The sequence below is a fragment of the Larkinella harenae genome (assembly GCF_054780515.1).
In genome coordinates this window covers 1,167,285-1,194,142 of the sequence record NZ_BAAGWE010000002.1, presented here as the reverse complement: position 1 = coordinate 1,194,142, position 26,858 = coordinate 1,167,285, and the positions used below count along the sequence as shown (strand labels likewise).

Genomic DNA, 26,858 nt, shown 5'->3' with positions numbered 1-26,858 from the left:
GATGCTTGAAACTCTACCTATCCCCAACGCAACAACCGTTGATTTTGATCCCTTTGCCGGACCGGAAATAGTCCGTGTTGCTCCCTCTACGGAGCCGCAAAAAGAAATATGGACAGCCTGTTTGCTGGGGGGCGATAAGGCCACCCGGTCGTATAACATGCTTACCTCGTTGCGCTTCCGGGGTGCTCTTGACCGGACCGCGCTGGAGCGAGCTATCCAGACGCTGGTGAATCGGCACGAATCGCTGCGGATGCTATTCAGTGCCGACGGTGAAAGCCTCTGCATTCTGAAAGAACTGCCCATCAAGCTGGCCTATCAGGATCTCTCTGCCCAAACGATTACGGAAAAAGAAACCCTGATAGCCGAGTATGTACAACAGGAAACGGGTTATGTATTTGATCTGCAAAACGGTCCCCTGTTGCGGACGGCCTTGTTTAAGCTGGCGGAAGACGAGTTTCGGCTGGTTTTAACGTCGCACCACAGCACGCGGGATGGCTGGTCGATGGGAGCCATATTGCTCGATTTAAGTGCATTGTATTCAGCATATGCCCAGAACCTGCCCGTCTTGTTGCCCGACGCGCCTTCTTACGCGGATTATGCCGTTGAGCAACTCCAGTTTGCCCAGAGTGCCGAATACCAGCGCGTTGAAAACTTCTGGATCAACAAATACAAGGATAATATACCGGTTTTTGACCTTCCGACGGACTTTCCGCGGCCCGCAGCCCGCACTTTCAAGAGCCAGCGCCTGGATTTTCCGATGGACAGCGAATTTGTGCAGGCCATCAAAAAAATGGGCTTGAAGGCGGGGTGCAGTTTTGTGACAACCTTATTGGGGGCTTTTGAAGTGCTGCTGCACCGGTTGTCTGGACAGGAGGATATTGTGGTGGGCTTACCGGCGGCTGGCCAATCCATCACGGGCAACAACCGGCTGGTGGGGCACTGCGTCAACCTGTTGCCGTTGCGGAGCCATCTGGAGCCAAACCAAAAGTTTGCTGACTTTTTGAAAATATGCCGTCAATCGGTGTTTGATGCTTATGAACACCAGCGGCTAACGTTCAGCGACTTGGTGCGAAAATTGAATATCCCACGCGACGCTTCGCGAATTCCGCTGGTGCCGATTGTGTTCAACATTGATATGGGGATGAACGACGGTGTTCAGTTTCACGGGTTGACGCACGAGCTGATCAGCCACCCCAAAGAGTACGAAAACTTCGAAATTTTCTTCAATGCCACCGGTTCGGAGAAAGCCCTGACGCTGGAGTGTGCTTACAATACGCAGCTGTTCAGCGCCGAGACGATCAACCGGATGATGGGCGATTTTATGAATCTCCTGAAAACCGTTGTCGCTGATCCTGCGGTGGTGATTAGTGAAATCAAATTTGCGTCGGAGAATAGCCTTTCCGAGAAACTGGCGCAGTGGAACGATACGAAAGCTACGTATCCTGCGCACATTCCGCTGCATGAACTGATTAGCCAAACCGTTGCCACGTATCCGGACAAAACAGCGGTACGGTTTTATAAACAAGAGATCAGTTACCGGACCCTGGACGCAACGGCGAACCAGCTGGCTCATCACCTGATCCGGAGTGGCGTCAAGAAAGGCGATATCGTTGGAATTTCCCTGGATCGTACGCCGGAAATGCTCATTACGCTGCTGGCGATTCTGAAAGCTGGGGCCGCTTACCTGCCGCTGGATCCGGCTTATCCGCAGGAGCGCGTTACCTTTATGCTGAACGATGCGTCGGCCAACCTGCTGATTACCTCGGAAAAATACAAAGGGCGCTTACGGGGACAGGCGTCCGAAATGTTGATTGAAAAAGCCCTCAAGGAGTCGGAAGGCGAGTCGGCTGAACAACCCGATACCCGGGTTTCGGGCCAGGATCTGGCGTATGTGCTGTACACGTCTGGATCGACCGGAAAACCGAAAGGGGTGATGATCGAACACCGGAACCTGATCAACTTCCTGTGGAGTATGCAGGTGGCACCCGGTATCGACAAGAACGATGTGTTGCTGGCGGTTTCTACGATTTCGTTCGATATTGCGGGACTGGAACTATACCTCCCCCTGATTGCTGGAGCCAGCATCCTGCTGGTGGATCTGACCGTAACCCGCGATGGTCGTCTGTTGCTGGATCTGGTTCGGTCCGAAAACGTGAGCATGTTGCAGGCGACACCTTCGACCTGGCGGATGTTGCTTGATATTGGCTGGGATCAACCCTTGCCCCTAAAGGCATTGACCGGTGGTGAAGCCCTTTCGGATGATCTGGCGGATAAACTAACGACCAAATGCGCGGAGTTGTGGAATGTATACGGCCCGACGGAAACAACGGTTTGGTCGACGATTAAAAAGGTTACGAAGGGCGAACTCATCACGGTAGGCCGGCCGGTTCACAACACGCAGGTTTATATTCTGGATGAGTTTCTGAAACCCGTGTCGGTCGGCACGGTGGGCGAAATCTTCATTGCCGGTGACGGGGTGGCTCGGGGGTATATGAATCGACCGGATCTGACCGAAGAGCGGTTTTTGAAGAATCCGTTCAGCCAAACGTCCGGCAGCCGGATGTATCGTACCGGCGACTTGGGACGGTTTTTGGAAAATGGCGAAATCCAGTGCCTGGGCCGGATTGATCATCAGGTGAAAGTTCGGGGCCATCGGATTGAACTGGGTGAAATTGAAAACGCCATTGGCACCATTCCAGACATCAAGGAAACCGCGGTGATTGCCCGCGAAACCCGGTCGGGTGATAATGTCCTGGTGGCGTATGTGGTTCCCGAAGCCATTGCCACAAACGATAAAGCCCCCAGCTGGCAGGAACGCTGGGATATGATTTACAACGTGGGTGTGGACCACGACAGCGAAACGTCGGAGCAGGTACTGGAACTGGCCATTGCCGAGCAGTTGAGCGGTAAAAAAGACGTCAAAGATGAGATTGATGACTGGGTTCAGCAGTCCATCCGGCGGATCAAACGCTTACGGCCCCAGCGCATTATGGAAGTGGGCTGCGGAGCGGGGCAGCTACTTTTTGAACTGGCTCCGGAAGCCAGCCTGTACGTGGGGTCCGATTATTCACCGACGGCCATTGAAAACCTGCGGGAAAAGCTGGCGTTGAACAAAACCAAATGGCGGAATGTAAAAACCGCCGTGGCTAATGCCGACGACTTCAGCGCTGTGCCGGCGGGGTCGCTGGATCTGGTGCTGATTCACAGTGTGGCGCAGTATTTTCCGGATACCGCTTATTTGCAGCGGGTAATTGAGGAAGCCGTTAAGGTGGTGGCCCCCGGTGGCTGTATTTTCATTGGTGACATGCAAGGGAAAGGTACGCTCCGGATGCACCATACCTTCGATCAATTCCCGCGCTCATCACCGGAAAATACCGTAGCTGATTTCAAAAAAATTGTCGACCGGCGTCTCTTTATTGAGGACGAATTCATGGCCGATCCGGCTTACTTCTACGCGCTGCCACAAGCGATTCCTGCCATTTCTGGCGTCGATATTCAGCTGCGGGAGGGTAAATACCTGAACGAAACGACCAAGCACCACTACGATATCTGGCTGTATGTTGGGCAGTCGCCCGAAGTTGCCGAAGCCGATATCGTTATTGACTGGCGGCCCGATCTGACCCCGGAAGCCCTGGAGCGGAAACTGGCTGAGCAGCCCCAGGCGGTTTTGCAGCTGCGCAGCGTATTCAACAGCCGCACAGCCGACGACCACACGCTGATCCAGATGATCGACGGACTGAGCGATGAGACGCTTTTAAAGGATGCCAAGTTCCGTATACCGGCTACTCCGATTAACGTAAATCCGGCAACGTTGTGGGCTGTTGGCGAAAAGCACAACTTCAACGCCCACGTACGCTGGGCGAGTGACGGGGCCGACAACCTGCTGGATGTTGTCTTTATTCCGAACAGCCGCAGTCAGCAAGTGCCAGCCCGACCAGCGGCCATCACGCTGGAGAACGCTTCGCTGAATGACTTTGCGCGCAATCCGTTCAAGCATAACCTGGTGGTGCCCGCCGAACAGCTGCAGGAATGGAAAAATCACATCCGGCAGCACCTGCCGGACTACATGGTTCCGAGCAATTTTGTGGTGATGGCGAAACTGCCGTTGACGCCCAATGGAAAAATCGACCGCAAAGCCCTGCCTGATCCGATGCTGGAAGCCGACGAAAACCGCAACGGTTTCATGGCTCCCCGGACCGATGTTGAAAAACTGGTTGCCGATATCTGGATGGAGTGTTTACGGCTGGAGAAAATCAGTGTGCTCGACAACTTCTTTGAATTGGGCGGGCACTCCCTGATCGCGGTTCAGGTAATGACCCGTCTGGAGAAAAAAACCGGAAAACGCCTGCCGCTCTCGATGCTGTTTGAATACCCCACCGTTGAAAAGCTGGCGTCGACGCTGCACATGAATGGCCGGTCGGTTACCTGGGATTCGCTGGTGCCGATCAAGCCGCAGGGAACCAAAACGCCGTTGTATATCGTCCACGGTGCGGGGCTGCACGTGCTGCTGTTTAACACGCTGGCCATCAACATGCACCCCGATCAGCCGGTATACGGACTCCAGGCGAAGGGGATCAATAGCGATGACGAGCCGCTGGACAGCATTGAGGCCATTGCCGCTTATTACATCGACGCCATCATGGCTAAAAATCCGGATGGACCTTACGCACTGGCGGGTTACTCGTTTGGCGGAACCATCGCGTATGAGATGAGTAAACAGCTCAAGGCAAAGGGCAAAGAGGTGAAAATGCTGGCCATGTTCGATTCCTACGCCGACCAGTCTAATGCTTATGATCCGTGGCTGAAACGTGTGTGGAGCGACTCGACAATGTTGCTGAAAGAGCGGTTGTATATATTCACTTTATTACGCAAGTATCCGGGCGATACAATTCGGGAAAAAGTGAACTCAGTAAAGCAAAAAGTAAACCAGTTATACCGCCGGATCCGTTACAATGAAGATTATCTTAAAGTATTTCATGGTAACTATTATAAGGTGAACGAGATGAATATTATAGCGGCCCAGAAATACCGTCTGGAGCCACAAGATATTACAGTTACACTTTTTCGGGCTAAAAAACAGGTAGCTTACAAGAAAGATTTTGAGTTTCTTGGCTGGAAACCGTTAGCGCTAAAAGGTGTAAATATCCATGAAGTTCCTGGAGATCACTTTAACTTGTTTACCGCTCCGAATGATAAGGAGTTTGCGAGAATACTGCAGCAAGTGCTAGATAATTGTTCTTAAAAAGAAATTGATCTAGTCTGAAAGTAGACTGTATTGTTTTGAGTGATAAAAGCTGATTGTATGCCGATTGATTACATAATTGGCGTTCAATCAGCTTTTTGTTTTTCGTCGAACGCGATCTTTGTCTATTCTGATCGTAAAGAAGGCAAATAATACGAGCGATCTAAGGTTATTTATTTTAATGTAATCAATTTTTTAAAGATTATAGAAGGAATTGCTAATAAATTTAAATTGTATAGGCAATAAAGTCTCCATCAGTAATTTGTAACTGAGAATATTTTATTGTTTTTTTTTTTTTTTGTTACTTTTTTTCTTGGTTCGAGAATTTAACCTTATTTTTGGATTCAGATTTCTTCTCTTATAGGCACACAAAGATTATAATAAAGACGTATCGAATGTTTTGATTAATACGGAATAGTTCCGATGCGTTTTACTGGTGTGTCAAGTAATAGCCACCCATTTTATTTGTTATATTTTCCAAAATCCTTCATTTAGGAATTTTGAAAATAGATTGTTTTGAAAAATTAGGTTTAGCGAAATCTTGTTTTAATAATCTGTCCTACCCTCTTATCTAAAAACAATAGACTCTCATCCTATCTAATCGTTCAACGTATGTTTCTTACTCTAATGAAGTCCAAGATTCACCGGGTCCGGGTAACGCAGGCCGAGCTGAATTATGTCGGCAGCATCACCATTGATGAGGACCTGATGGATGCCGCCGGTATGCTCGAAAACGAGCAGGTTCACATCGTCAACAATAACAATGGTGAACGCATTATCACTTATGTGATCAAAGGAGAACGCGGCTCCGGCATTATCTGCCTGAACGGAGCGGCTGCCCGGCGTGCGCAGGTGGGCGACATTATTATTATCATTGCTTATGGTATGCTGGTGGCCGATGAAGCAAAGACGCATAAACCCGTGGTGGTTTTTCCGGATGGCAACAACCGGCTGGTGTAACCCGGGGTGATTCTTTCCATCCGGCTGCCACGGTTTTTAATGAGCTATATGATGCCCCGGCAAGTCCGTCTTGCCGGGGCTTTTTTATGCCTTTTGGGCCAACGAGCGCATGGAGCAGGCTGGAATGGTTTTGCTGGATGGCAGGAATGTAACGGGAAATAGCTATTTTTAAACGATTTCCGTCATCATCCCAAATCGCTTTTCCGTTGAAAAATTTCGTTGCTTTTTTTCTGCTCTTGGCCGTTGCACATACCGCCGTCGGACAATCGTTGCTGGTCAAAACCGCATCCGGAAGTCTTGAAGGAACGATGAATAAAACCGGCGATGTACGGGTTTTTAAAGGAATTCCGTTTGCCGCCCCACCCGTTGGGAGTCTCCGCTGGAAAGCACCACAACCCGTAAAAAGCTGGCAGGGCGTGCGAAAATCCGTTGCGTTCGGACCGAGTGCGATGCAGGCCAAACCGGCACCGTTTATGTACTGGTCGTCGGAGTTTCTGATTCCTGCGCAGCCCATCAGCGAAGATTGTCTGTACCTGAACGTCTGGACGGGAGCGAAATCGGCAGCCGAGAAACGCCCGGTGCTGGTTTTTATTCACGGGGGAGGGTTTCGGAGTGGGGGAGGAGCCTGCCCGATTTATGACGGGGAAGCGATGGCGAAAAAAGGGATCGTTTTTGTCACCATCAATTACCGGGTTGGCGTGTTCGGATTTCTGGCCCACCCCGAATTATCCCGGGAATCGGGCTATAAGGCTTCGGGGAATTATGCGCTACTGGATATGATTGCTGCCCTGAAATGGGTGCAGAAAAACATCGTAGCTTTCGGCGGTGATCCGGAGCTGGTTACGATTGCCGGTCAATCAGCCGGGGCCTTCGCCGTGAACTTTTTGACGGCTTCTCCGCTGGCCAAAGGTCTTTTTCACCGCGCCATTGCCGAAAGCGGAGGAAGTGTGCTGGCGAGTTCGCTGCGGCCCCGATTGACGCTGTCAATGGCCGAACAGCAGGGCGCGGCTTTTGCCCAACAACTTGGTGCAAGTTCTCTGCGTGAATTGCGGGCCAGACCCGCCGAAGAAATTCTAAACGCCAGTGGAGGGCTGAGCGCTCCCATTGTTGATGGATATTTGCTGCCCGAAAGCATTGACCAGCTGTACGCAAAAGCCCGCCAAAACGACGTTCCGCTGCTGATGGGTTGGAACGAAGACGATAAAGTGACGGGAGCGCCGGTCAAAGCCGAGGAGTTTCGGGAGCAGGTTGCCAAGCGGTTTGGCAGCCGGGCTGAGGCTTTTCTGGCCCTGTATCCGGCCCGTTCAGAAGAGGAGGCCGCCCGGTCGCAGGGCTACAGCAATCGGGATGAACTATTTGCCATTCAGAATTATACCTGGGCCCGCCTGCAAAGCCAAACCGGGCGCGCACCGGTTTTTCTGTACAATTTCAATCGAAAAGTGCCCGCCCATACCCCCCAGACCCAATTCGGAGCTTTTCATACCGGAGAGGTGCCGTATGCCTACCAGAACCTGCATACCGTAGACCGGCCCTGGGAACCCGTCGATTGGCAGATCGCGGAAGCGATGTCGTCGTATTGGGTCAATTTCGTCCGCACCGGCGATCCGAACGGTACGAGTCTCCCGGTCTGGAAGGCTTACCAACCGCAGGCCGAAACCGTTCAGGTGATTGATAAAGCGATTGAAAACCGTCCATTGCCAACCAAGCCACAACTGGCGTTCTGGGAAGCATATTACCGAACTAACTAGGCACCAGTGGGCCTTTTCTTCGTAATTTCAAACAAACGGGCGCTAACAATGTTTATAGCAGAACAGCCTTGCTCTGTCCGAACATACAGAATACAGCCCTGTTTTACAGGCTCTAGCCCGTTAACAGTTATTATGAAGCCACTTATATTGGTAGTAGACGACGATGAGGATGATTTGTGGCTCATGCAGAAGGCCATGTTACAAATCGGGGGAATGTGCGAGCTTAATCCGTTCAGCGATGGAGCCAGTTTAATGCGTCATCTCGACAGTTCCGGGATTATTCCCAGTTTGATTGTGATCGATTACCACCTGCCCCGTATGGATGGCCTTGAAGTAACCACAAGTCTTCGAGCCAAACCGACTTTCCGGACGGTTCCGGTGGCCTGGATGAGTTCCGAAATCGATCCCGCCTGGGAGTCACATTGCCGCGAATTGGATGTTGCCTGGTGCTGGATCAAACCTAATAATTATACGGACTGGCAATCGTTCATGGATCGGCTCTGCAAAGCAATGATACCGTGAGCCCTATTTCTCCGCTGGCAGATAGATTTTAAAGGTGCTGCCTTTTCCTGGCTGGCTGTGGGCGGTGATGATGCCTCCGTGGTTTTCGGCAGCTTTCTGACAAATGGCCAGTCCCACTCCTGTACCACTGTAGGTCGATTTTCCGTGCAACCGTTGAAACACTTCAAAGATGCGTTCGGCGTATTTTTCGTCGAAACCGATGCCGTTATCAGTAATACTAATCAGGTGGTAATAACTGGCTGGCCGTACGGCTCGGGCCGACTCGGGAAGCTGCCTGGCCGCCAGTTTATCGTAGGTAAGCTGAATCATTGGAGGTACATCGGGACGTCGGAATTTAATGGCGTTGGACAATAAATTCTGGAAAAGTTGTCCCAGTTGCGACCGGTCGCCGTTGATGGTGGGTAACTCGTCGGCTTGGATGGTTGTACCCGACTGCTGAATTTGGAGTTCAAGTGTTTCAAGAACTTTGGTCACTACCTCGGTCAGGGAAACCGGATCGAACACCTGCTGCCGGGTAGAAATCCGCGAATAAGCTAACAAATCCTTGATCAGATCTGACATGCGTTCGGCCGACGACTGCATTCGGCTGATCAGGTCTGCGCCGACCTCGCCCAGCCCCGGAGCATATTGGTTTTGCAGGATGCTGCCAAACGACTGAATTTTGCGCAAAGGCTCCTGCAAATCATGGGAGGCTACGTAAGCAAAACGTGTCAGGTGTTCATTGGATCGGCGTAGTTCCTGATTTGATTCGTTCAATTCCTGCGTCCGGGCCTGTACCTGGCTTTCCAGTTCGGCTTCAATTCGCTTTTGCTCGTGAATATCGGTAGCCGTTCCGACCCAAAGCGTTATCGCACCTGTTTCGTCCCGAACGGGAATCACGCGGTTCAGGTGCCAGCGATACAGGCCATCAGAGCCTCGTTTATAGCGGGTTTCGGCCACAAAAACGTCCCCGGCTTCCAGGGCGCTGGCATAAGCTCCCAGCATGGCGGGCAGGTCATCAGGATGAACGACAGCCTGCCAGCCTAGTTGTTTACTTAGCTCGTAATCCAGTCCGGTGTACGTGTACCAGCGCTGGTTATAAAAATTGATTTCGCCCTCCGGGGTATGCGTCCAGGTCATGGGCGAGATGGCTTCCAGGAGCGTTCGGAACTGGGCTTCACTTTCTTCGATTTTCCGGCGGGCCAGCACCTGTTCTGTCACATCTATGGCAACGTCCAGAATGGCGTAAACTTCGCCCTCTGCGTTGAACAACGGTTTATACGTAAAATTGAAGTAGTAAGTCTGCAGTTTGCCATTCACTTCCAGTTCTGCCTGTGATTCCTGCGACGAATACGAAACACCGGTAGCATATACCTCATCCAGAATTTGCAGGAAGGGTTGCCCGACCAGTTCAGGAACGGCTTCGCGCAACGGTTTTCCGATCACAGAATCGTCTTTTCCCCAGAATTTTAGCATCGTTTCGTTGGGCAATTCAACGATCATATCCGGGCCGATGAACAGCGACATGGCCGCCGGAGCTTCCTCGATGAGGTTCCGAAACCGTTGTTCGCTTTCTGCCAGTGCCAGTTTGGCGTGTACCTGCGACGTCACTTCGGTGGCAATGACCATAATGTCGGTGATGGTATTGCCGTGTTCCCGCACGGGTGCATAAATGAAGTTAAAATAAGCGTCTTCCAGTTGGCCGTTGCGGTATAGGCGGGCCAGGCTTTCAAAACCATAATACGAACTACCGGTCTCGCGCACCTTAATCAGCTCTTCTACAAAGCCTTGTTGCTCAATCTCGGGCAGCGCTTCCAGGATCGGTAACCCGATGATCGAGGCATCTTTGCCCCACAGTTCCAGCATGGCCCGGTTGGCGGTTTCCACCACCAGGGTCTGGCTGTTCAGGAGGCCGATGGCTACCGGGGCCTGGGCAATCATGTTTCCAAAACGCTCGTCGGCCCTTCGTTTTACGGTTTCCTGTTCCCGCTGTTGGGTGATGTCCAGAGCGATGCCCGAAAACGAAAGCGGTTCGCCGGTGGTGCTGTACAAGTATTGCCCCAGAACTTTGATCCAGTGAACTTCCTGATTCAACCAGATGAAACGGGCTTCGAAGCTCAGGGTACCGGTGCGCAGGGCTTCGCGGTATGCCTGGTTACGGATCAAATGATCTTCCGGGTGAAGATGCTTGACAAAGTCATCTCGCGTTAGGCTCACGTTTTCTTGGCCGGTCAGAATGCGGGCCAGTGACGGTGAGTATACAATAGCGTCGGTTTTGAAGTCAACCGAAAACGAGCCGGAGCCAGAGCCTTCGAGCGCCAGACGGGCTTGTTGCTCGAACAGGGCAGATTTCTCCCGGTTCAGGACTTCGGCGGTACTATCGTGGGCGACGCCGGAAAACCGGTAAGGCTGCCCGGTTTCGGTAAAATAAGCCTGCCCGATGAAACGCACCCAGCGTAACTTCTGGTCATTGGCGCCGATGGTTCGGAAGCTGATGTCGTAATTTCCTCCCGATTGTGGGTTCAGCGCCCACTGGACGGATTGGTGCACCCGATCCTGATCATCCGGGTGAATGAGGTCGAGCGTTTGTGCATAAGTCACTTGCTTTTCATCCGTCAGCCCAAAGAGCATTTGGGCGCGGGAATCCCAGTTGACAACCTGTTGAACAGGGTCAAAATCCCAGGTTCCTAGCTGAGCAGACTGGAGGGCGAGCCGGAGCCGCTCTTCACTCTCGGTCCGGGCTTTCTGCAACGCAACCCGTTCGGAGATGTCCTGCATAGCACCAACCATCCGGATCGCTTTCCCGTCGCGGTGCAGGATGTAGCCCCGATCAAAAACGGTGGCGTATGACCCATTTGCCCGGCGAAACCGGTATTCGGCCGACCAGTTGGTACCCGCCTGGTCGATGGTGTGATGGATGCTTTCTAAAATATGGTCCTTGTCGTCTGGGTGGATGTGGTCGTACCAGGATTCCGGCCCAAAACCCTCCGGAGGAATTTCGTGCCCGAACAAAATGGTATAGCCCTGGCTCCACCAGACCGTACTGGTTTCCAGGTCCCAGTTCCAGACGGCATCCCGGGTTGCCTTGGTCAGTAAATCAAATAACTCGTTGGCCTTTCCTAAATCCGTATTCACAGGCTGTCCTACTACAATGCAACTTTAAAAATAATGAAACCCAATTGAATGTCAATAAGAAAATTAGTGTGCCAGAAGAAGCAAGAGGATAGCAGGGGCTAACAGGTTACGGTTTTATTGAGTATGCTGGTGTGGTGAGTTAACGAGTTGGTAGTTAGGTATTTGTAGTTGTACTAATTGCCATTATAGGCACAGCCACAAACAGAAAGCTGCAAACCACGATCGGATCGTGGAACTTAAAGCGGGGCGACTTTCCTTTACCAATACAAACGCGTTGGCTTACTTCACTATGTACGTTGCATCAACCTATCAGGCGGCCCGGGCGGTGGCCGGAACCGTGGAAGAATATTTTGCTCACCATTTTGCGACGGCCACGCTGAACGGTGAGCCTGATACAGCGCATCAACCGCACGCGCCCATCATTGAAGCCGTAATCGATACGGCTTTTTGGGCGAGTCTGCGGCACGAAGAAGGCGTATCTCCGAACGTTTCGCTGGCGCTTTTACCACCGGAACAGGCCGGAAGTCCGCTGCTTTTTGGCCACCCGTTGCGATTGACGCCCACGACACTGACCAAACTGGCACCCGCCGTTGAACGGCCCGGGATTCACCTCGGGGTCTGGTACGATCAGGATGCGTTGTACATCTGGGGTACAACCCGGGATATTCCGGTCAACTGTTTTGTACTGGAAGTCATTGAGCCGGGTTTGCTCGTGGTCAAACACCGCCGGATGGACGGTTTTGGTAAATTTGTCAATGTAGCGATCCTGAAAGGCGATCAGGTCAAGATTGTTGACGAGGGCATGGCGCGCACTCCCGACTGCCCGTTTGTGGTTACTTCCATGCTGGGTTTTAGACTGCCTTCCTTCTGGAATAACTCCATGAATATTCTGGTTCAGCTGGCAGTATCCATGCGCGCTCACGGGCGGGGCGGTTCGTTGCTGGTAGTTCCGTCGGGGAGTCAGGCCTGGCGGGAGTCGATCATTCAACCGATTTCGTATCCGGTGGTGCCCGTCTTTTCGCAGCTAACGGAATTGGTGCAGCGCATAACGGATAAGGTTGAACAGAATGTATGGCGTGGGGGCGTCAATCTGGCCGTGGAAGCGGTGGCCGGGCTGACGGCGGTGGATGGGGCCACGATTATCAACGATCAATATGAAGTGCTGGCGTTTGGTGCCAAAATTGGCCGCTCCGATGCCAGCAATCGGGTCGAGCAGATTATCGTAACCGAGCCGGTGGTTGGAAACGAAGCGCTGGTAGTACATCCGGCCCAAACCGGTGGTACCCGGCATCTGTCGGCTGCCCAGTTTGTATTTGATCAGCGTGATGCCGTGGCGCTGGTCGCTTCCCAGGACGGTCGGTTCACCATTTTTGCCTGGTCAGCAATCGACCAAATGGTTCATGCCCATCGGGTTGATGCGCTTTTGTTATAAAAAAAATGGCGATGTTACCATGATTATGTACCGGTAACTAAACTTCTGTGCGGATTTACAAGACAACTGCTTGCATTTTATTTTTCGTCTGTATTTTAGTAAAACCCTTTTATATCCGCACAATGTACCGTCAATTTAAACCAAATCGCTATTACCTCATCCACAACGAGCCTGTTCTACTAACCGAACATCTTTTAAAGACACTTCAAGCGCCCAATCGACCGCAGCCCATTAAGCTGACAAAGCCCTGGTTACTGGCTTTCGGTTACTGGCCGGATCCATCGGCTAACTCCTGGACGTATGAAGAGTCCCGGCTGGTTCCGGGCATGAATTGCTGGTTGTGCGTACAGACCCGGCGTTATATCCAGTATGTTCACGAGCTTCAGGATTTGTTTGAAGAAGAATATCAGTACACCGAATTACAGTTGCGTACGGAACCGTCCAAAATTTACCTGCCGACCGTTCGCATGAATCATTCGAAGCCGGTTGTTTAACACCGCACCGGCATCCGTACTCACCGTAACTTCTGCATCCATTTCAAAACCGTCCTCCGTGCTCTTTCTGTTAAGGGAAAGGGATAACTACGGCTAACGGTTCTCACTTCTTCCCGTACGGTTTTGAATTTCCGGGCTTGGTGCTCGTGCAATGCCCTGCTTTTGCCATTGAGCCAACCACACCGGAAATCGCCTGCCATTTGCTGAAAATTGGTGTCGGCGACAGTATTTTTATCCGCGATTTTGCTTCTTCCAATACCCGACGGCAATGGCGTCGTCGCAGGGCAGTTGATAGGGAAATTAGCATCGGGAAACCCTTTCGTAATCTATTTTCAATGGAAAACAGCAGAAGAGATTTTATCAAAAAAGCCGCTTTAAGTACGGCTGGAATTACGTTTGGCGGGCTGGCGACGGGTATGTCGGCGAAAAGCTACGCCAAAATCGTGGGTGCCAACGAACGTCTGAATGTGGCTATTGCGGGGCTGGGTCGGCGGCTGGGGGCCTACTACGATCCGATTGCGAAGAAAGATAGCAACGTAGAACTGGTGTATTTGTGTGATGTCATGCAAAAACAGCGGGAAGAAGCGCTGAAGAAATTTTCGAAGTTTATCGACTACAAACCAAAGCTGGAAAACGACATCCGCAAAGTCATTGCCGATAAAAACGTGGATGTACTGATCAATGCCACACCTGATCACTGGCATGCGCCGGGAACCTGGCTGGCGGTGCTGGGGGGCAAACACGTATACGTTGAAAAACCGTGTAGCCAGAATCCACGCGAGGGCGAAATCCTGGTGGAGATCCAGAAAAAATACGGTAAGGTGATTCAGATGGGCAACCAGCAACGTTCGGCGCTGGAGTCCATTGACATCATCAAGCAGATTCATAACGGGGCCATCGGAACGCCCTACAAAGCCGTGGCGTTCTACAGCGCTACCCGGGGCGAAGTGCCCATTCCGAAGAAAGCACCTGTGCCAACCGGATTGGATTGGGACCTGTTTCAGGGACCGGCCCCCCGCACGCCTTACATGCACGATACCTGGGATTACAACTGGCACTGGTACGGCTGGAACTACGGTACGGCTGAAAGTGGCAACAACGCCACCCACGAGCTAGACGTTGCGCGTTGGGCCTTGCAGGTCGAGTTTCCGGAGCAGGTTTCGGTGGAAGCCGCCAAGCGCCATTTCCTGGATGACGGCTGGACCATGTACGATACAATGGACGCTACCTTCCGTTTCCCAGGCAACAAAATCATCAAGTGGGACGGCAAAAGCCGGAGCGGTTATAAAACCTACGGCACGGACCGGGGCACGGTTATTTACGGCAGCACGGGAACGGTGTACGTCGACCGCGACGGTTACAAGCTCTTCAACCGCGAAGGCAAAATGATCAAGGACAGCAAATCGCAGGGCTCCGAAGGCGGAACCGCCCTGGGCGGAGGGGGTGATATGTCGACCCGGCACGTGGTCAACTTCTTTAATGCAATTCGCGGTAAAGAAAAACAGAACTCGACCATCGACGAAGGTGCCAAAAGCACGCTATTGTGCCACCTGGCTAACATTGCTTACCGCACCAATAAGTCGCTGGACATTGATACGAAAAACGGCCATATCCGCGACAAGGAAGCGATGAAACTCTGGACCCGTGAGTACGAAAAAGGCTGGGAGCCACCGATTTGATTTTTTACTTCCTTCGGGTGTTTTGCAAAACACCCGAAGGAAATTTATAACGAACCGGACGCTTTTTCGGAGCAATGAAACACAATCGACGACGCTTCATGAAGACGCAACTGATGGGGGGACTGGGGGCGCTGGCTAGTGCCGGTACCGCATTTCAACCGGACCCGTCTGCGCCCGAAACCTTGCGGTCCCACTACCAGACCTGCCTGGGTGGTCCGTTTCCAAACGCTGCTCCGCTCCAGCCGCAACGGCGGGAAACCATTCGGAAAGACGGCTACCGGATTGAGTCGCTCACCTACGAAGCCGAACCGGGCGACCGCGTTCCGGCTTTGTTGCTGATTCCGGATATGGCAACGGCCCAACGACCCGCTCCGGCCATTGCGGTCTGGCACCAGCACAATGGCGAGTACCATCTGGGGAAGTCGGAACCGGCGGGGCTGGCCGGAAATCCCATGCATCATACCGCCGTGGCGCTGGTACGCGAGGGATACGTAGTGCTCTGCCCCGATGCGCTCTGTTTTGAAGAACGTCAGGACCCGACCGGAAAGCTGAAAAAAGGCGAGTATGAACGGTTTGAGTTTCTGCGTCAGGTGGTGCGGGGGCGGAGTATGGCCTGGAAAAATGTCCTGGAAATGCGTCGTGCCGTTGACCTTCTCTGTTCCCGGCCGGAAGTAGTTCCCGACCGAATTGGCTGTTATGGCCATTCGATGGGTTCAACGCATGCCTGGCTGGCGGGGCCGCTGGAACCGCGGCTGAAATGCATCGTTGGCAATTGTTGTCTGCCTACTTATGCCGCCATTGAACACGAACACCTCCTGCATTGCTTTCCGAACTTTGTGCCGGGCTGGCTGCAGTTTGGGGATACCCCCGACATTGCCGCCTTGATTGCTCCGCGCGCCTTGCACCTGAATTTCGGTGAGCTGGATTCGGGCTCGCCCATCGACTTTGTCCGGGCGGGCTTGCCGCGCATCGCAGCTGCTTATCAGCAAGCCGGAGCCGCCGACAAATTCACCTCATTTATCGAACCGGGGCAGGGACATGTGCTGACACCGGCCATGTGGGAGCGCGCGAAAGCGTTTTTTGCCCAACATCTTTAGGCGATCCAAACGGTTTAAGGGAGTTACGCCAAGTGTAACTTCATCCCTTCGTGCGAATCAACAAAACCAAGGGCTTCGTAAAACCGCTTTGCTTCCGGGCGTTTTTTGTCGGTTGTCAATTGAAGAAGATGCGCGCCTTTGGCCCGGGCCCGTTCGATGGCATACTGAAAGATTTCCCTCCCAAGCCCCTGGTTTCGGTAAGTCGATTTAACGCGTACAGCTTCAATCTGGGCCCGGATACCGCCCTGATAAGTCAGGTACTGGATAAAACTCAGTTGAAACGTTCCCACTATTTCGCCATTCGACTCGGCAACCGTCAACTCCTGATGCGGATCGTCAGCAATAATCTGAAAGGCTTTCCGGTACGAATCCGGCAACGGTAGCTGAAAGTTTTCCCGTTGAGCGCCCAGTTTGTCGTCAGCGAGCATCCTGATCATTTCAACCAGGTCATTTTCGGTTGCGAGTCGGTATGTGAGTGCCATCGGTAGCGGTTTTTCCGGCAATATACCTTACGGTTTCAATACTTCCATTCGGAAAGAACCGGTTATGGGCATGCTTTCGAGCTTCCAGCCTTTGTTGCAGACGCCTTCGGTCATGTAAACCTGGGCGACAAAGGTCCCTTCTACGTATTTGATGCCGTTTTTAATTTCCACGGTTTTGATCTGCACACTGCCGGGCGAGGCCATCGCTTTGCCAGTACAACTATCGTGGTAATAGCTCAGCCAGCGTTTGGCAACATTCGGGTCGGCCGAGCCGTAGACGCCGACCACTTTATCCTTTTCGCCTTCTTTCGAATTGCCGCTGAAGAAAACGTATTTGCCGGGCGCCAGCTCATCCGTGTTGACCTGAAGCGATAGGGCGTTGTTGCCGGCACCGCAGGTCAGGTAGGTTTTACCCGCAATCCGGGCGCAGGCAAAAGCGGTTGTTTCCTGGGGGATGTTGTGGACCGACAGATCGAAGTACGTTTCGAGGCCAATGAAAATTTTCTGCGTCAGAATCAGTTTAAATTTTTTCCCTTCAAAGGTGAGTTCCGTGGTGACCAGCACCGGATTTTGCTTCGGTACCTTGCCCGGGGCCGTGTAAGTTGCGCCGTTACTGGGACGTTCTACCAATTTTCCTTCCCCAATCAATTGCCAGTTTTTGCCGAAGCCTTTGGTTTGTTTGAGCGGTTTTTCTTTAGCGTCTTTCGGGTAGTTTGAATTATAGGTGAGCAGCCCGGCGTACAGGTCGATCGACTCTCCGCATTGCACCGTAAACCCTTTGCTCAAGCTACCGCCCGGGTTGATGACGGCAAAATCAAATTGCGCCAGTTCGTAGGGCGTCCAGTCGCTGAAGTGTTCCATCGGAACGCTGATTTCGTGCTTGCTGGTATTGACCGAAGCCCCGGCTACATCGTACCAGACGGCGTTTTCCCGCTGGTAGGCGATGCCAAAATTTTCGGCGTTTGGAACCGATACGGTTTGGGGGTCGTACTGAAACGTCAGCGTGGCCGGTTTATTGAACTTCAGTCCTTCGGGCGAAAACCGGTAAGCCTGCGCCAGCCCGTGCGGATTTTCGTTTGTGATTGGCTGAATGGAAATTTCGGTTGCTTTGCTGACTGCTCCGGCGGGCAACACCAGTTGTACGTTGCCGTCGGGCGTGCTGATGGTGCCGCCTTCGGGGCCGATGGTTTTGCGGGTGGCTGCACCCTGTGCTTGGCCCACTTTCGTAGCGGTTCCGGATTCGTCGGGTTGTTCGACAACCGGCTCGGGCGTAACGGTTTCGGGGTCTTTCTTGCAGGACGTCAGGCAAAGGGCCAGCCCCCAGCCGATCAGCAGGTAACGATGTAGTTTCATGATGTTGTTTACTGTTGTGTAGCGTGTCGGGATTGGCTACCCGTTGCGACAAAGTTGCGTCGCCCTTGTCGCGTTTACTACCAGAAGATGACCGGGTTGCAGAAATCTCCGTACGAACTGCGTCAGCAGCGACGCGATTTGTAAGTGCGGGCTGGGTTGAATCTGTTTGGCATTCGTTTCTGCGCCAACTGTATTAAATTTGCCTACATTTGAATTTTACAAATCACATCGGTTATGGAAATCACTACGCTGGAACGGTTCTATCAGGAAACCGCTACGCTGGTGCCCGAAGGCATCAATCGGGAAATCGGGCATTTCAACGTGTTCAAAATTGATGAGCTGCACGCGCAGAATCGGAAAAATCCCAAGCCGGAGATGCCCTACAACCGCCGGGCGTACTACAAAATCAGCCTGATCAGCGGGCGAAACCGGGCGGAGTACGCCGATAAAGTGATTGACATCGAGAAGAACGCCCTGTTGTTTGCAACGCCCAAAATTCCTTACCATTACGTTCCGCAGGACGATAATCAGTTTGGCTATTTCTGCATTTTTACGGGTGATTTTCTGGTGCCGAGCAAAAGTGGCGTGGTGCTGGATGAACTCCCGATTTATCATCCCGGCGGCTACCCGATCTTTCAGCTGTCTGACGAAGAAGCCGAAGAAATTACGTACATCTTCCGAAAAATGTACCGGGAATTGGCCTCCAATTATGCCTATAAGTACGATCTGTTGCGCAATTACGTGCTGGAGTTGATTCATTACGGTCAAAAGCTACAACCCGCAACGGCTTTGTATCCCGCGCATACCGCATCAGCGCGGGTGTCGTCGTTATTCATTGAATTACTCGAGCGGCAATTCCCCATCGAATCGCCCCATCAGAAGCTAGGGCTTCGGACCGCCAGGGATTTTGCGGATCGGCTGGCCGTGCACGTGAACCACCTCAACAAAGTGCTCAAGGAAAACACCGGTAAAACCACCACCGACCTGATTGGCAGGCGGATTGTGCAGGAAGCGAAAATTCTGCTCAAACAAACGGATTGGAATATTTCGGAGATTGCCTATTCCCTCGGATTTGAGGAGGTGGCTCACTTTTCGAATTTCTTCAAAAAACAGACCTCATTGACTCCCCTGGCTTTTCGGGGATAGAATAATTTGATTTTTGCAAAGGATGGATTGATGCTTGCAAACCGTCCGGCGAGTCAACGCGCTACTTTTGTCTCATCACAAATCAACACAACGATGAGCACTAGTAAAATTGCAATTGTAACCGGTGGCAGCCGTGGCCTGGGTAAAAATATGGCGCTGAGTCTGGCCCGGAAAGGTATTGATGTCATTTTAACCTACAACAACCAGAAAGACGACGCGCTGGCCGTCGTTGAACAGATCGAGCAACTGGGGCAGAAAGCCGTAGCCCTGCAACTCAATACCGCCGAGGTAACCACCTTCGACGCATTTGTTACCCGGCTTACCACGGTTTTACAGGAGGTATTCAGACAGGAACGGTTTGATTTCCTGATCAACAATGCCGGAATCGGCATTCACGCTCCCATTGAGCAGACTACCGAAGAGCAGTTTGACCTGCTGGTGAATATTCACTTGAAAGGGGTCTTTTTCCTGACGCAAAAAGCCCTGCCATTGCTCAACGACGGAGGGCGAATCATTAACCTATCAACCGGCCTGGCCCGTTTTTCAAGTCCTGGTTACGCGGTGTATGCGGCCATGAAAGGAGCCATCGAAACCCTGACCCGGTATCAGGCGAAGGAATTGGGCAAACGCGGCATTACTGCCAACGTGGTAGCACCCGGTGCGATCGAAACCGATTTTGGTGGTGGTGTAGTGCGTGACAATCCGCAGTACAACCAGGCTATCGCCAGTGTTACGGCCTTGGGACGAACCGGCCAGCCAGACGATATTGGCGGGGTGGTTGCGTTTCTGTGTACGGACGACGCCCGCTGGATCAATGGACAGCGTATTGAAGTATCGGGTGGCATGAATCTGTAAGCCGGATGTTTGTTCAGTAGCGCGTTACAAATTATCAATGTTGTGGTGTGTTATGACATTACCCGCTTCATCCAACGGGGTGTATGGATTATAGGCGATTTCCAGAATATTTCCTTCCACATCGGAAAAGTAGAAAAAGTACCCGCCAAAAGCGGTTTCCGTCGGCGGTTGAAGGATCGTTACGCCCTTCGTGTTTAGCTTTCCAAACCACGCATCAACTTCATCTTTGGTCGGTACATTGTACCCAAAAGTGAACGAGCGAAAACCGCTGCCATCGGGCTTGACGCCAATCATGGGGGCGAGTTGTTCTTTCTTTCCGATGCTGAAGAGAAAACCGTTGCATTGGAAAAAAATGATGTCCTTGTTTTCGGCAATGGGTTGCCAGCCCAGGGCATCCACGTAGAACGTGCGCATGGCGGCCAGATTATCCGCTGCGAGGGTAAAAACGCTTAGTCGTTGTTCCATCAGTTTGTTGGTAACGGGAAAACCAGTAACGCGTGAAGTTAACGGGATCCGCCGACAGATGCACTCCTTTGTGGCTGCTCATTTGCGGTAATGAGCGAACGGCTTGGCATTTGCTGGCTTTTTCAGGAACCCCAAAGCCCGACGAATGCCAGCCGTTTGCTCATGCTCAGTACGAAAGTCCCGGCGTTTTTTTGAGGTATTCGTTCGTCGATAATTGCCGTAGCAGAAATCCGGCAACATCGGCCCGGGAAATCTTCAACGTCAGGGCTTGCGCATCCGCTGAAAAACCGTGCCGGTAACGGCCCGTTGCAACCCCGTCGGTGAAAGCTGCCGGACGCACGATGGTCCAGTCGAGGTTACTTTGTCGGACAAATTGTTCCTGCAACTCGTGGTCTTTCATGGCGTTTTTCAGCAGAAGCCCGAACATGATGTATTTCCAGAAGAAATTCAAATTGCCTTTGCTATCGCCAGCCCCCAGCGTCGACTGGCAAATCAGGCGTTTTACACCGGTTTTTTCCATCGCACAAATGATGTTGCGGGTCCCCTGGGAACGAACCGTGCCCTTGCTCCCGGCGCCGAGCACCACCAGAACCGTATCGTGTTCACGGACGGCCTTTTCGACCGAAAGCGGGTCTAAAACATCGCCCTGGTGAACCTGCAGCCGTTCGTGGGGCAAATCTCGAAAGGCGTCCGGCTGGCGGGCAAAAGCGGTTACGGTGTGGCCTTCGGCCAGAGCCTGCGCAACAAGCGGGCGTCCAATACTTCCTGTTGAACCAAAAATGATGAGCTTCATAGTTGTTGTCTTTTTGTTGAGACAAAACTACGGGCACCGCAGGGGCGAAAATAGAATGAAACCGACACGGGCTCATTAATAAACCCAGGCCCGGTTTTCAACAAAAGGATCCGGAAGACGATGCAGTTTGAGCGGGGAAAAACCGGTGAATTCCTTAAAGTTGCGGATAAAATGCGATTGATCGGCGTAGCCATTGTCGAAGGCAACATCGGACAGTTTGCTGTAATTCCGGCGTTTCAACTGCTCCAGCGTAGACTGAAACCGGCAAATCCGCGCCAGCAGCCGGGGTGAGATACCTACGTATTGCTCAAACCGTCGTTCGAACGTGCGTTCAGAGATGTGCAGGGTTCGTTGCAATTCGCCCAGCGAAACGGCGCCGTGGTTGGTCAGTATCCGGTTCACGGCGAAGTCCAGCATGGAGTCGGCTTTGGGATAATTCAATTGCAGCAGCCGGAGCAAACAGGAACAGACCAAGTCGGCTTGCTCGGTGACCGAATCGGAATTGAAAAGCTGATCCAGCAGAGGAAGACCGGCTAGCGTCGGCAGCGGACTCAGATCAAAACACGTTTCGGTCAGCGCATCGGCGTTGATGCCCAGCAAGGGCCGGATGGCATGTGGGTACAGCATAAAAACGATGATCCGAAACCGTTTGCCGGTGGTAATCTGAACCGGTTTGAGGGTTTGGCCGTACAGAAAAACCGATGTGTCCGGATAGGGATGCTCGTTCAACAGGATTCCCTGCACCGATTGGTGGAAAATGATGCCCGGGCAGCCGTCGGCAAAAAAGCGGAAGGAATTGGACGAAAGAACCTGCTCACAACCTTCCAGCACCAGAATATTTTTCAGGTACGGTCGTAGAGCCGGATGGCGGTTGAGGAGGGTCGGAAGCATGGTTTCTCTCTCTATCTTTCCAAAACTACCTCAGCCAAACCGTTCGTGCAATGAATAGTTGTTGAACGGGAATTTTCGGACGTTTGGCGTATTTTTCAGTTTTATAAACTTTCGTACGATGGTTGCAGTCGAAACGTTCCGGCAACTAGCTCTTGCACTTCCTGAAGCGGTGGAACAGCCGCATTTTGAAAAAACGTCCTTTCGGGTGGCCAGGAAGATTGTAGCGACGCTCGATGAGCCCAATCTGCGGGCTTGTTTGAAACTGTCGGAAAGCGATCAGGACCTTTTTTCGGTCTTCGATAAAACCGTTATTTACCCAGTTCCTAACAAATGGGGCAAGCAAGGCTGGACATTCATTGAACTTCAGAAAGTGCCCGAGGAAATGCTGCGCGACGCACTAACCGCGGCCTACTGTGCCGTGGCTCCGAAGCGGCTGGCCGGGCTGGTTCGGCCAGCTCCTGTGACGAACAGCTGATTATTCATTTTGTCAATCGGCTGATACGGTTTTAACGCCCGCCCGTCACGTCGATAAAAATACCGGTTGAATACGACGATTCGTCGGACAATAGCCACAAAATGGCGTGTGCCACTTCTTCCGGTTGCCCTCCTCGTTGCAGTGGCACGCTTGCTTTCACCCGATCAACCCGTCCGGGTTCGCCACCGCTGGCGTGAATATCGGTGTAGATAAAAGCCGGTCGGACCGCATTGACCCGGATGCCTTCTTCGGCCACTTCTTTCGATAATCCTAGTGTCAGGCTGTCAATCGCGCCTTTGGAAGCCGCGTAATCGACGTATTCGCCGGGCGAGCCGGTTCGGGAAGCAATGGACGAAACGTTCACGATCGCTCCACCCGCGCCCCCGCGTTTGGTCGACATGCGTTTGACGGCTTCCCGGGCGCAAAGAAAGCTGCTTACAATGTTGGTGGTGAAAATGCGCTGCAACCGGTCTGCATCCATGTCTACCACCCGCATTTGGGTTTCCAGAATACCTACATTATTGACCAAACCGTGTAGCGGCCCAAAATCCCGGTCGATGGCCCGGAATAGCTCCGTGACGTCCGATTCCTGCGAAACGTCGGCCTGGTAAGCTGCGGCTTTTCCCCCCGCTTGCCGGATCGAACCGACCACCGTTTCGGCAGCTTGTTGGTTACTTAGGTAGTTGATACAGACCGTGTATCCTTTTTGGGCCGCCAGCCGGGCGGTGGCGGCTCCAATACCCCGGCTACCGCCGGTAATCAATACGGTTTTTTGCATGGCTGAAAGAGAGTCTAACGGTTTTTGCCGTTGAATTACGCCCATCGGATGGCAAAGGCGAGCAGTAATTTAATCGTTAGTAAATTGATTAGTAAACGAATCATAGGTTCCGGGACCAGAATATAACTCAAAAGTAGCATCAGAACCGTGGTAAAACCGGCCACAACCCGTTGCCAGGCGACCGTCGAGATCAGATTGACCCAACCCGTTGTGGCCAGCAGAAAGAAACCAAGAAGCAGAATGACGCCGGTTTGGGCCGGAAAAACCAGCGTGAGCAGAGCGGGTTGCAGGCTGTGAATACCCACGAAAGCCCATCGTCGGTTGGGGTGCGTACGGTAATAAGCTGATGTCCCTTCGCTCAGGTTGGCAACCACGCCCCCGCCAATGTCGAAAGCCAGGAGTGCCAGCAGCGCGGTTTTCCAGCTCCAGGCGGAATAATCAGAAACCGTAACGAAGGCCAGCAGCAATGCCGCCAGGTAGGTGAGTGTCAGAACGGGCAGGGTGGTTTTTTCGCCGTGAAGTTTGTGCAGAAAGGTAGGAACGGAAACCGTTTTGGGGGCCGGAAAAGTCGCCATCGCAGTAGCTCAGTTGGTTTGGGCAAAACTGGCTCTGAAAACGGAAAAACGCCTTAACAAATGTTAAATTCGCTTTTTCTGCCGACCCGCCCGGATTCGGCTCAGCGAAATAGGGGTTACGCCCAGAAAAGAAGCGATGTAGTGCAGCGGAACGCGCTGGGTTACATCGGGCCGGGCCGCCAGTAATTGTTCATATCGTTCGGACGCATCGCTGTAAAGTAGCGCCTGGTAGATCGACTCCAGTTTGAGGTATTCAGCTTCCATAAATCGAATGCCCCACAGCGCCCAGCGCGGATTTGTTCGGTAAAGGCGGTTTAAATCCTGATGGCTGATGGCATACACCCGGCTGGGTTCGAGAAAGGTAAGCACTTCCCGGGAAGGAATTTGCTGAAAAAAGCTCCGGGGACTTAGAAAGAACGTGTTTTCAAACTCGCACCAGAGCGTCCGGTCATCTTCAAAAGCGTGGCAGCGAACCAGGCCTTCTTCCAGAAAGAACAACGACCGGCAAATCTGGCCACGCTGCAAGAGGGTTTCGCCCGCTTTGTATGCATGAGCCGTGAACAGGGCTTGTCCGACAGACAGGTCTTCTTCGGTCAGGTCGGGCAGCAGGGCGGCTGCATGGCGGGTCAGGTTCATCGGGCTTTCTCCTTCACCACATTCATGGGCAGATAAACTGTGAAGGTAGCACCCTGACCGGGAAGGCTGCGGGCCGCGATGGCTCCGCCGTGCATCTCCGCCACTTTCTTGCAAATCGTTAAACCAATGCCCGTGCCAGCGTATTGATCCCGGCTGTGCAACCGTTGAAACAACTGGAAAATGCGGTCGTGATACCGCTCGTCGAAACCAATGCCATTGTCTTCCACGCTGATGGCGAGGTAGGAAGGGGCCCGGTTACGAACCGGAACCGGAATATCAAAGATATTCACAATTTGTGAACGGATCTGTACGTGGGGAGTTTGCCCCGGATGAATGAATTTGAGGGCGTTGGAGAGCAGGTTCTGGAATAACTGGCGCAGTTGCAGCGGGTTGCCGTTCAGCGTCGGAAGCAACTGGATCTGGATCTGGGCACCCCCTTTTTCACGGGTTGTATCCATATCTTCCAGCACTTCGCCAACCAGCTTATTGAGGTCGACGGGGCGGAAAGAATGCTGGGTATTCAGACGGGAGTAGGAGAGCAGATCCCGGATCAGCACGTGCATCCGTTCGGCAGCGGTCTGCATTCGCTGAACCATGTCGTAGGCTTTCGGGGGCATTTCAGCCGCAAACTGTTCCTGGAGAAGAATACTGATTGACTGAATTTTCCGGAGGGGTTCCTGCAAGTCGTGGGAGGCCATGTAGGCAAATTCAGACAGCTCCTGATTGCTCCGGTGAAGCTCCCCAATGTTCATCTTCAGTTCGTGCTGGTATTGTTCGAGTTGCTGTTTGGCTTCCGTTAGTTCCTGTTGAGCTTGGAGCGTTTGCTCGGCGGTTTTTTGCGCCTGGATATTTACGAAAAAACCGCTCCAGCACAAGATTTTATTTTTTTCGTCACGCAGGGCGGTGGCGGTAATCAGGTGCCAGACATACTGCCCGGTCTCGGCGTTGCGGATGCGGAGCTGGTGCCGGAAAGGTTTTTCTGTGGGCACGTTCGTCTGCCAGTGTTCCCAGTAGGAGGCCGCATCGTCCGGGTGAAAAACGGGTGCCCATCGGGTTTGGTTCAGGGCCTCGAGTGACTGCCCGGTATACTGGGTCAACCAATCATTGGCGTACAAGAGCAAGCCTTCGCTGGAGGCCGTAAAAATCATAAGCGGCAGCGAACTGACCAGCATTTGATACTGCTGTTCCTGGACACGAAGCTGGTTGGTTAGTTCCTGCAATTGATGGTTTTTACGGATGATTTCATCGTAAGGTGATTCGGCAGATTCTGCGCCGAACTGATTTTTCCATTCTTCCATTCTGGCATTACTGACGCGCTGGTTGAACGGAAATCGAACTCCCAGGCTTATTTCCGATTCCGAAACGTTGAAATCGTCGACCAACTGGCTGACCGACTTAAACGTTTCGTTTAGGTGTCTGATAATTTTGGCCCGGCAGTTTCTGACTTTTGCCATCAGGCATTGGTGTGGCTCATTGCTGCAACTGATGCCAAGGGTTAGTGAAACCGGGGTGCCTTGCTGAACAACTGTTCGCAGAACCTCCGAAACCGCCGTGGCAAACGTGGATTGAGCTGCCAGCGAAAGACCCACCATTTCGCCTAGCTTCATAGCCTTTTTGTGGGCCATGAGTAGGCTTTGTTCGGTATCTAAGGACAGATTAGCCAGTTCGTACATAGCACCCTACTACTAACAACACGTTCCTGAATTTCATCAACTTGGCGAGAGCCAGTCCCTTAGCAGTTGGGTTTAGCAACCAGGCGTTACCAACCGGGGCTATCTTTTCTGAAGGCCAAAAAAGAAAAGTTATGAAAATATTAATGTACTGATATATGTATTTTATGTCTGTTAAAACAATGCAAAGATAGGCTTTGTTCTGATTTCCACCATGCAAGGACCCGAAAGGAAGATTAGTGCGGATAGGAATATATTTGAAACTATTTTTCTTTTTTTGTGAATTGGAGAAGCCTTTGCGTGTTCGTTATGGCGCTGGTTTGGCTGCACGCCGTGATTTTGCATTCAAATCTTTGGGTTGAAAAATAAAGCCTGACTTATCGAAAAAAATAAAATAAAGACATACATGACGACGCGTTGGTTAAAAAATACAGTAGGGTGCTGGTTGGCT

Annotated in this window: 21 protein-coding genes; 11 read left to right on the top strand and 10 right to left on the bottom strand. The window is 52.3% G+C overall.

Annotated features, from left to right (window positions below; genetic code table 11):
* Window position 1: 1 nt before the first annotated feature.
* From ACYVH9_RS15980 to ACYVH9_RS15965, 4 genes are all read left to right on the top strand, one after another.
* The gene (locus tag ACYVH9_RS15980) at window positions 2-5,242 is read left to right on the top strand and encodes an amino acid adenylation domain-containing protein (RefSeq protein WP_460637368.1); all 5,241 of its coding nucleotides are present in this window, start codon (window positions 2-4) and stop codon (window positions 5,240-5,242) included.
* A 612-nt stretch (window positions 5,243-5,854) separates the two neighbouring features.
* Complete coding sequence (gene panD, locus ACYVH9_RS15975) at window positions 5,855-6,202, top strand: aspartate 1-decarboxylase (RefSeq protein ID WP_460637367.1); 348 nt, start codon at window positions 5,855-5,857, stop codon at window positions 6,200-6,202.
* Window positions 6,203-6,408: 206 nt separating this feature from the next.
* Window positions 6,409-7,950 carry a carboxylesterase/lipase family protein gene (locus ACYVH9_RS15970; RefSeq protein WP_460637366.1) on the top strand — a complete coding sequence of 514 codons (1,542 nt, stop codon included), beginning with the start codon at window positions 6,409-6,411 and terminating at the stop codon, window positions 7,948-7,950.
* A gap of 132 nt (window positions 7,951-8,082) precedes the next feature.
* Complete coding sequence (locus ACYVH9_RS15965) at window positions 8,083-8,472, top strand: response regulator (protein WP_460637365.1); 390 nt, start codon at window positions 8,083-8,085, stop codon at window positions 8,470-8,472.
* 3 nt (window positions 8,473-8,475) lie between these two features.
* On the opposite strand, the gene ACYVH9_RS15960 is transcribed toward ACYVH9_RS15965, so the two are convergent.
* Window positions 8,476-11,586, bottom strand: a complete 3,111-nt coding sequence (locus tag ACYVH9_RS15960) for a PAS domain-containing sensor histidine kinase (RefSeq protein WP_460637364.1) — start codon at window positions 11,584-11,586, stop codon at window positions 8,476-8,478.
* Window positions 11,587-11,875: 289 nt separating this feature from the next.
* Between ACYVH9_RS15960 and ACYVH9_RS15955 the strand changes: the two genes are divergently transcribed.
* The 4 genes from ACYVH9_RS15955 (at window position 11,876) to ACYVH9_RS15940 (ending at window position 16,288) form a co-directional block, all read left to right on the top strand.
* Complete coding sequence (locus tag ACYVH9_RS15955; protein WP_460637363.1) at window positions 11,876-13,018, top strand: putative sensor domain DACNV-containing protein; 1,143 nt, start codon at window positions 11,876-11,878, stop codon at window positions 13,016-13,018.
* A gap of 122 nt (window positions 13,019-13,140) precedes the next feature.
* Window positions 13,141-13,512 carry a hypothetical protein gene (locus tag ACYVH9_RS15950; protein WP_460637362.1) on the top strand — a complete coding sequence of 124 codons (372 nt, stop codon included), beginning with the start codon at window positions 13,141-13,143 and terminating at the stop codon, window positions 13,510-13,512.
* Between the two features lie 335 nt (window positions 13,513-13,847).
* Window positions 13,848-15,191, top strand: coding sequence for a Gfo/Idh/MocA family protein (locus ACYVH9_RS15945; protein WP_460637361.1), 1,344 nt, complete (start codon window positions 13,848-13,850; stop codon window positions 15,189-15,191).
* 98 nt (window positions 15,192-15,289) lie between these two features.
* Window positions 15,290-16,288 carry a dienelactone hydrolase family protein gene (locus ACYVH9_RS15940; RefSeq protein WP_460637360.1) on the top strand — a complete coding sequence of 333 codons (999 nt, stop codon included), beginning with the start codon at window positions 15,290-15,292 and terminating at the stop codon, window positions 16,286-16,288.
* A gap of 23 nt (window positions 16,289-16,311) precedes the next feature.
* Here the strand turns inward: ACYVH9_RS15940 and ACYVH9_RS15935 are convergent, their stop codons facing one another.
* Window positions 16,312-16,770, bottom strand: a complete 459-nt coding sequence (locus tag ACYVH9_RS15935) for a GNAT family N-acetyltransferase (RefSeq protein WP_460637359.1) — start codon at window positions 16,768-16,770, stop codon at window positions 16,312-16,314.
* Between the two features lie 27 nt (window positions 16,771-16,797).
* Window positions 16,798-18,123, bottom strand: coding sequence for a hypothetical protein (locus tag ACYVH9_RS15930; protein ID WP_460637358.1), 1,326 nt, complete (start codon window positions 18,121-18,123; stop codon window positions 16,798-16,800).
* A gap of 234 nt (window positions 18,124-18,357) precedes the next feature.
* Here ACYVH9_RS15930 and ACYVH9_RS15925 point away from each other — a divergent pair, with 234 nt between their 5' ends.
* Entirely contained in the window at window positions 18,358-19,269 is a 912-nt protein-coding gene (locus ACYVH9_RS15925; RefSeq protein WP_460637357.1) for a helix-turn-helix domain-containing protein, read from the top strand.
* 93 nt (window positions 19,270-19,362) lie between these two features.
* A complete protein-coding gene (locus ACYVH9_RS15920) occupies window positions 19,363-20,124 on the top strand; it encodes an SDR family NAD(P)-dependent oxidoreductase (protein ID WP_460637356.1) in 762 nt (253 codons plus the stop codon).
* 24 nt (window positions 20,125-20,148) lie between these two features.
* Here the strand turns inward: ACYVH9_RS15920 and ACYVH9_RS15915 are convergent, their stop codons facing one another.
* The 3 genes from ACYVH9_RS15915 to ACYVH9_RS15905 form a co-directional block, all read right to left on the bottom strand.
* The gene (locus ACYVH9_RS15915) at window positions 20,149-20,589 is read right to left on the bottom strand and encodes a VOC family protein (protein WP_460637355.1); all 441 of its coding nucleotides are present in this window, start codon (window positions 20,587-20,589) and stop codon (window positions 20,149-20,151) included.
* 166 nt (window positions 20,590-20,755) lie between these two features.
* The gene (locus tag ACYVH9_RS15910; RefSeq protein ID WP_460637354.1) at window positions 20,756-21,382 is read right to left on the bottom strand and encodes an NAD(P)-dependent oxidoreductase; all 627 of its coding nucleotides are present in this window, start codon (window positions 21,380-21,382) and stop codon (window positions 20,756-20,758) included.
* Between the two features lie 75 nt (window positions 21,383-21,457).
* Window positions 21,458-22,273, bottom strand: a complete 816-nt coding sequence (locus ACYVH9_RS15905; RefSeq protein WP_460637353.1) for a helix-turn-helix domain-containing protein — start codon at window positions 22,271-22,273, stop codon at window positions 21,458-21,460.
* A 118-nt stretch (window positions 22,274-22,391) separates the two neighbouring features.
* Here ACYVH9_RS15905 and ACYVH9_RS15900 point away from each other — a divergent pair, with 118 nt between their 5' ends.
* Window positions 22,392-22,748, top strand: a complete 357-nt coding sequence (locus tag ACYVH9_RS15900) for an MmcQ/YjbR family DNA-binding protein (protein ID WP_460637352.1) — start codon at window positions 22,392-22,394, stop codon at window positions 22,746-22,748.
* Between the two features lie 31 nt (window positions 22,749-22,779).
* Here ACYVH9_RS15900 and ACYVH9_RS15895 read toward each other — a convergent pair whose 3' ends face one another.
* From ACYVH9_RS15895 to ACYVH9_RS15880, 4 genes are all read right to left on the bottom strand, one after another.
* A complete protein-coding gene (locus ACYVH9_RS15895) occupies window positions 22,780-23,526 on the bottom strand; it encodes an SDR family oxidoreductase (protein WP_460637351.1) in 747 nt (248 codons plus the stop codon).
* Window positions 23,527-23,561: 35 nt separating this feature from the next.
* Window positions 23,562-24,101, bottom strand: coding sequence for a hypothetical protein (locus ACYVH9_RS15890; protein ID WP_460637350.1), 540 nt, complete (start codon window positions 24,099-24,101; stop codon window positions 23,562-23,564).
* A 63-nt stretch (window positions 24,102-24,164) separates the two neighbouring features.
* On the bottom strand, window positions 24,165-24,737 hold the full coding sequence (locus ACYVH9_RS15885; RefSeq protein WP_460637349.1) for a Crp/Fnr family transcriptional regulator: 573 nt from the start codon (window positions 24,735-24,737) through the stop codon (window positions 24,165-24,167).
* The gene (locus ACYVH9_RS15880; protein ID WP_460637348.1) at window positions 24,734-26,362 is read right to left on the bottom strand and encodes a sensor histidine kinase; all 1,629 of its coding nucleotides are present in this window, start codon (window positions 26,360-26,362) and stop codon (window positions 24,734-24,736) included. Before ACYVH9_RS15880 ends, ACYVH9_RS15885 begins: the two co-directional genes overlap by 4 nt.
* Window positions 26,363-26,858: the final 496 nt, after the last annotated feature.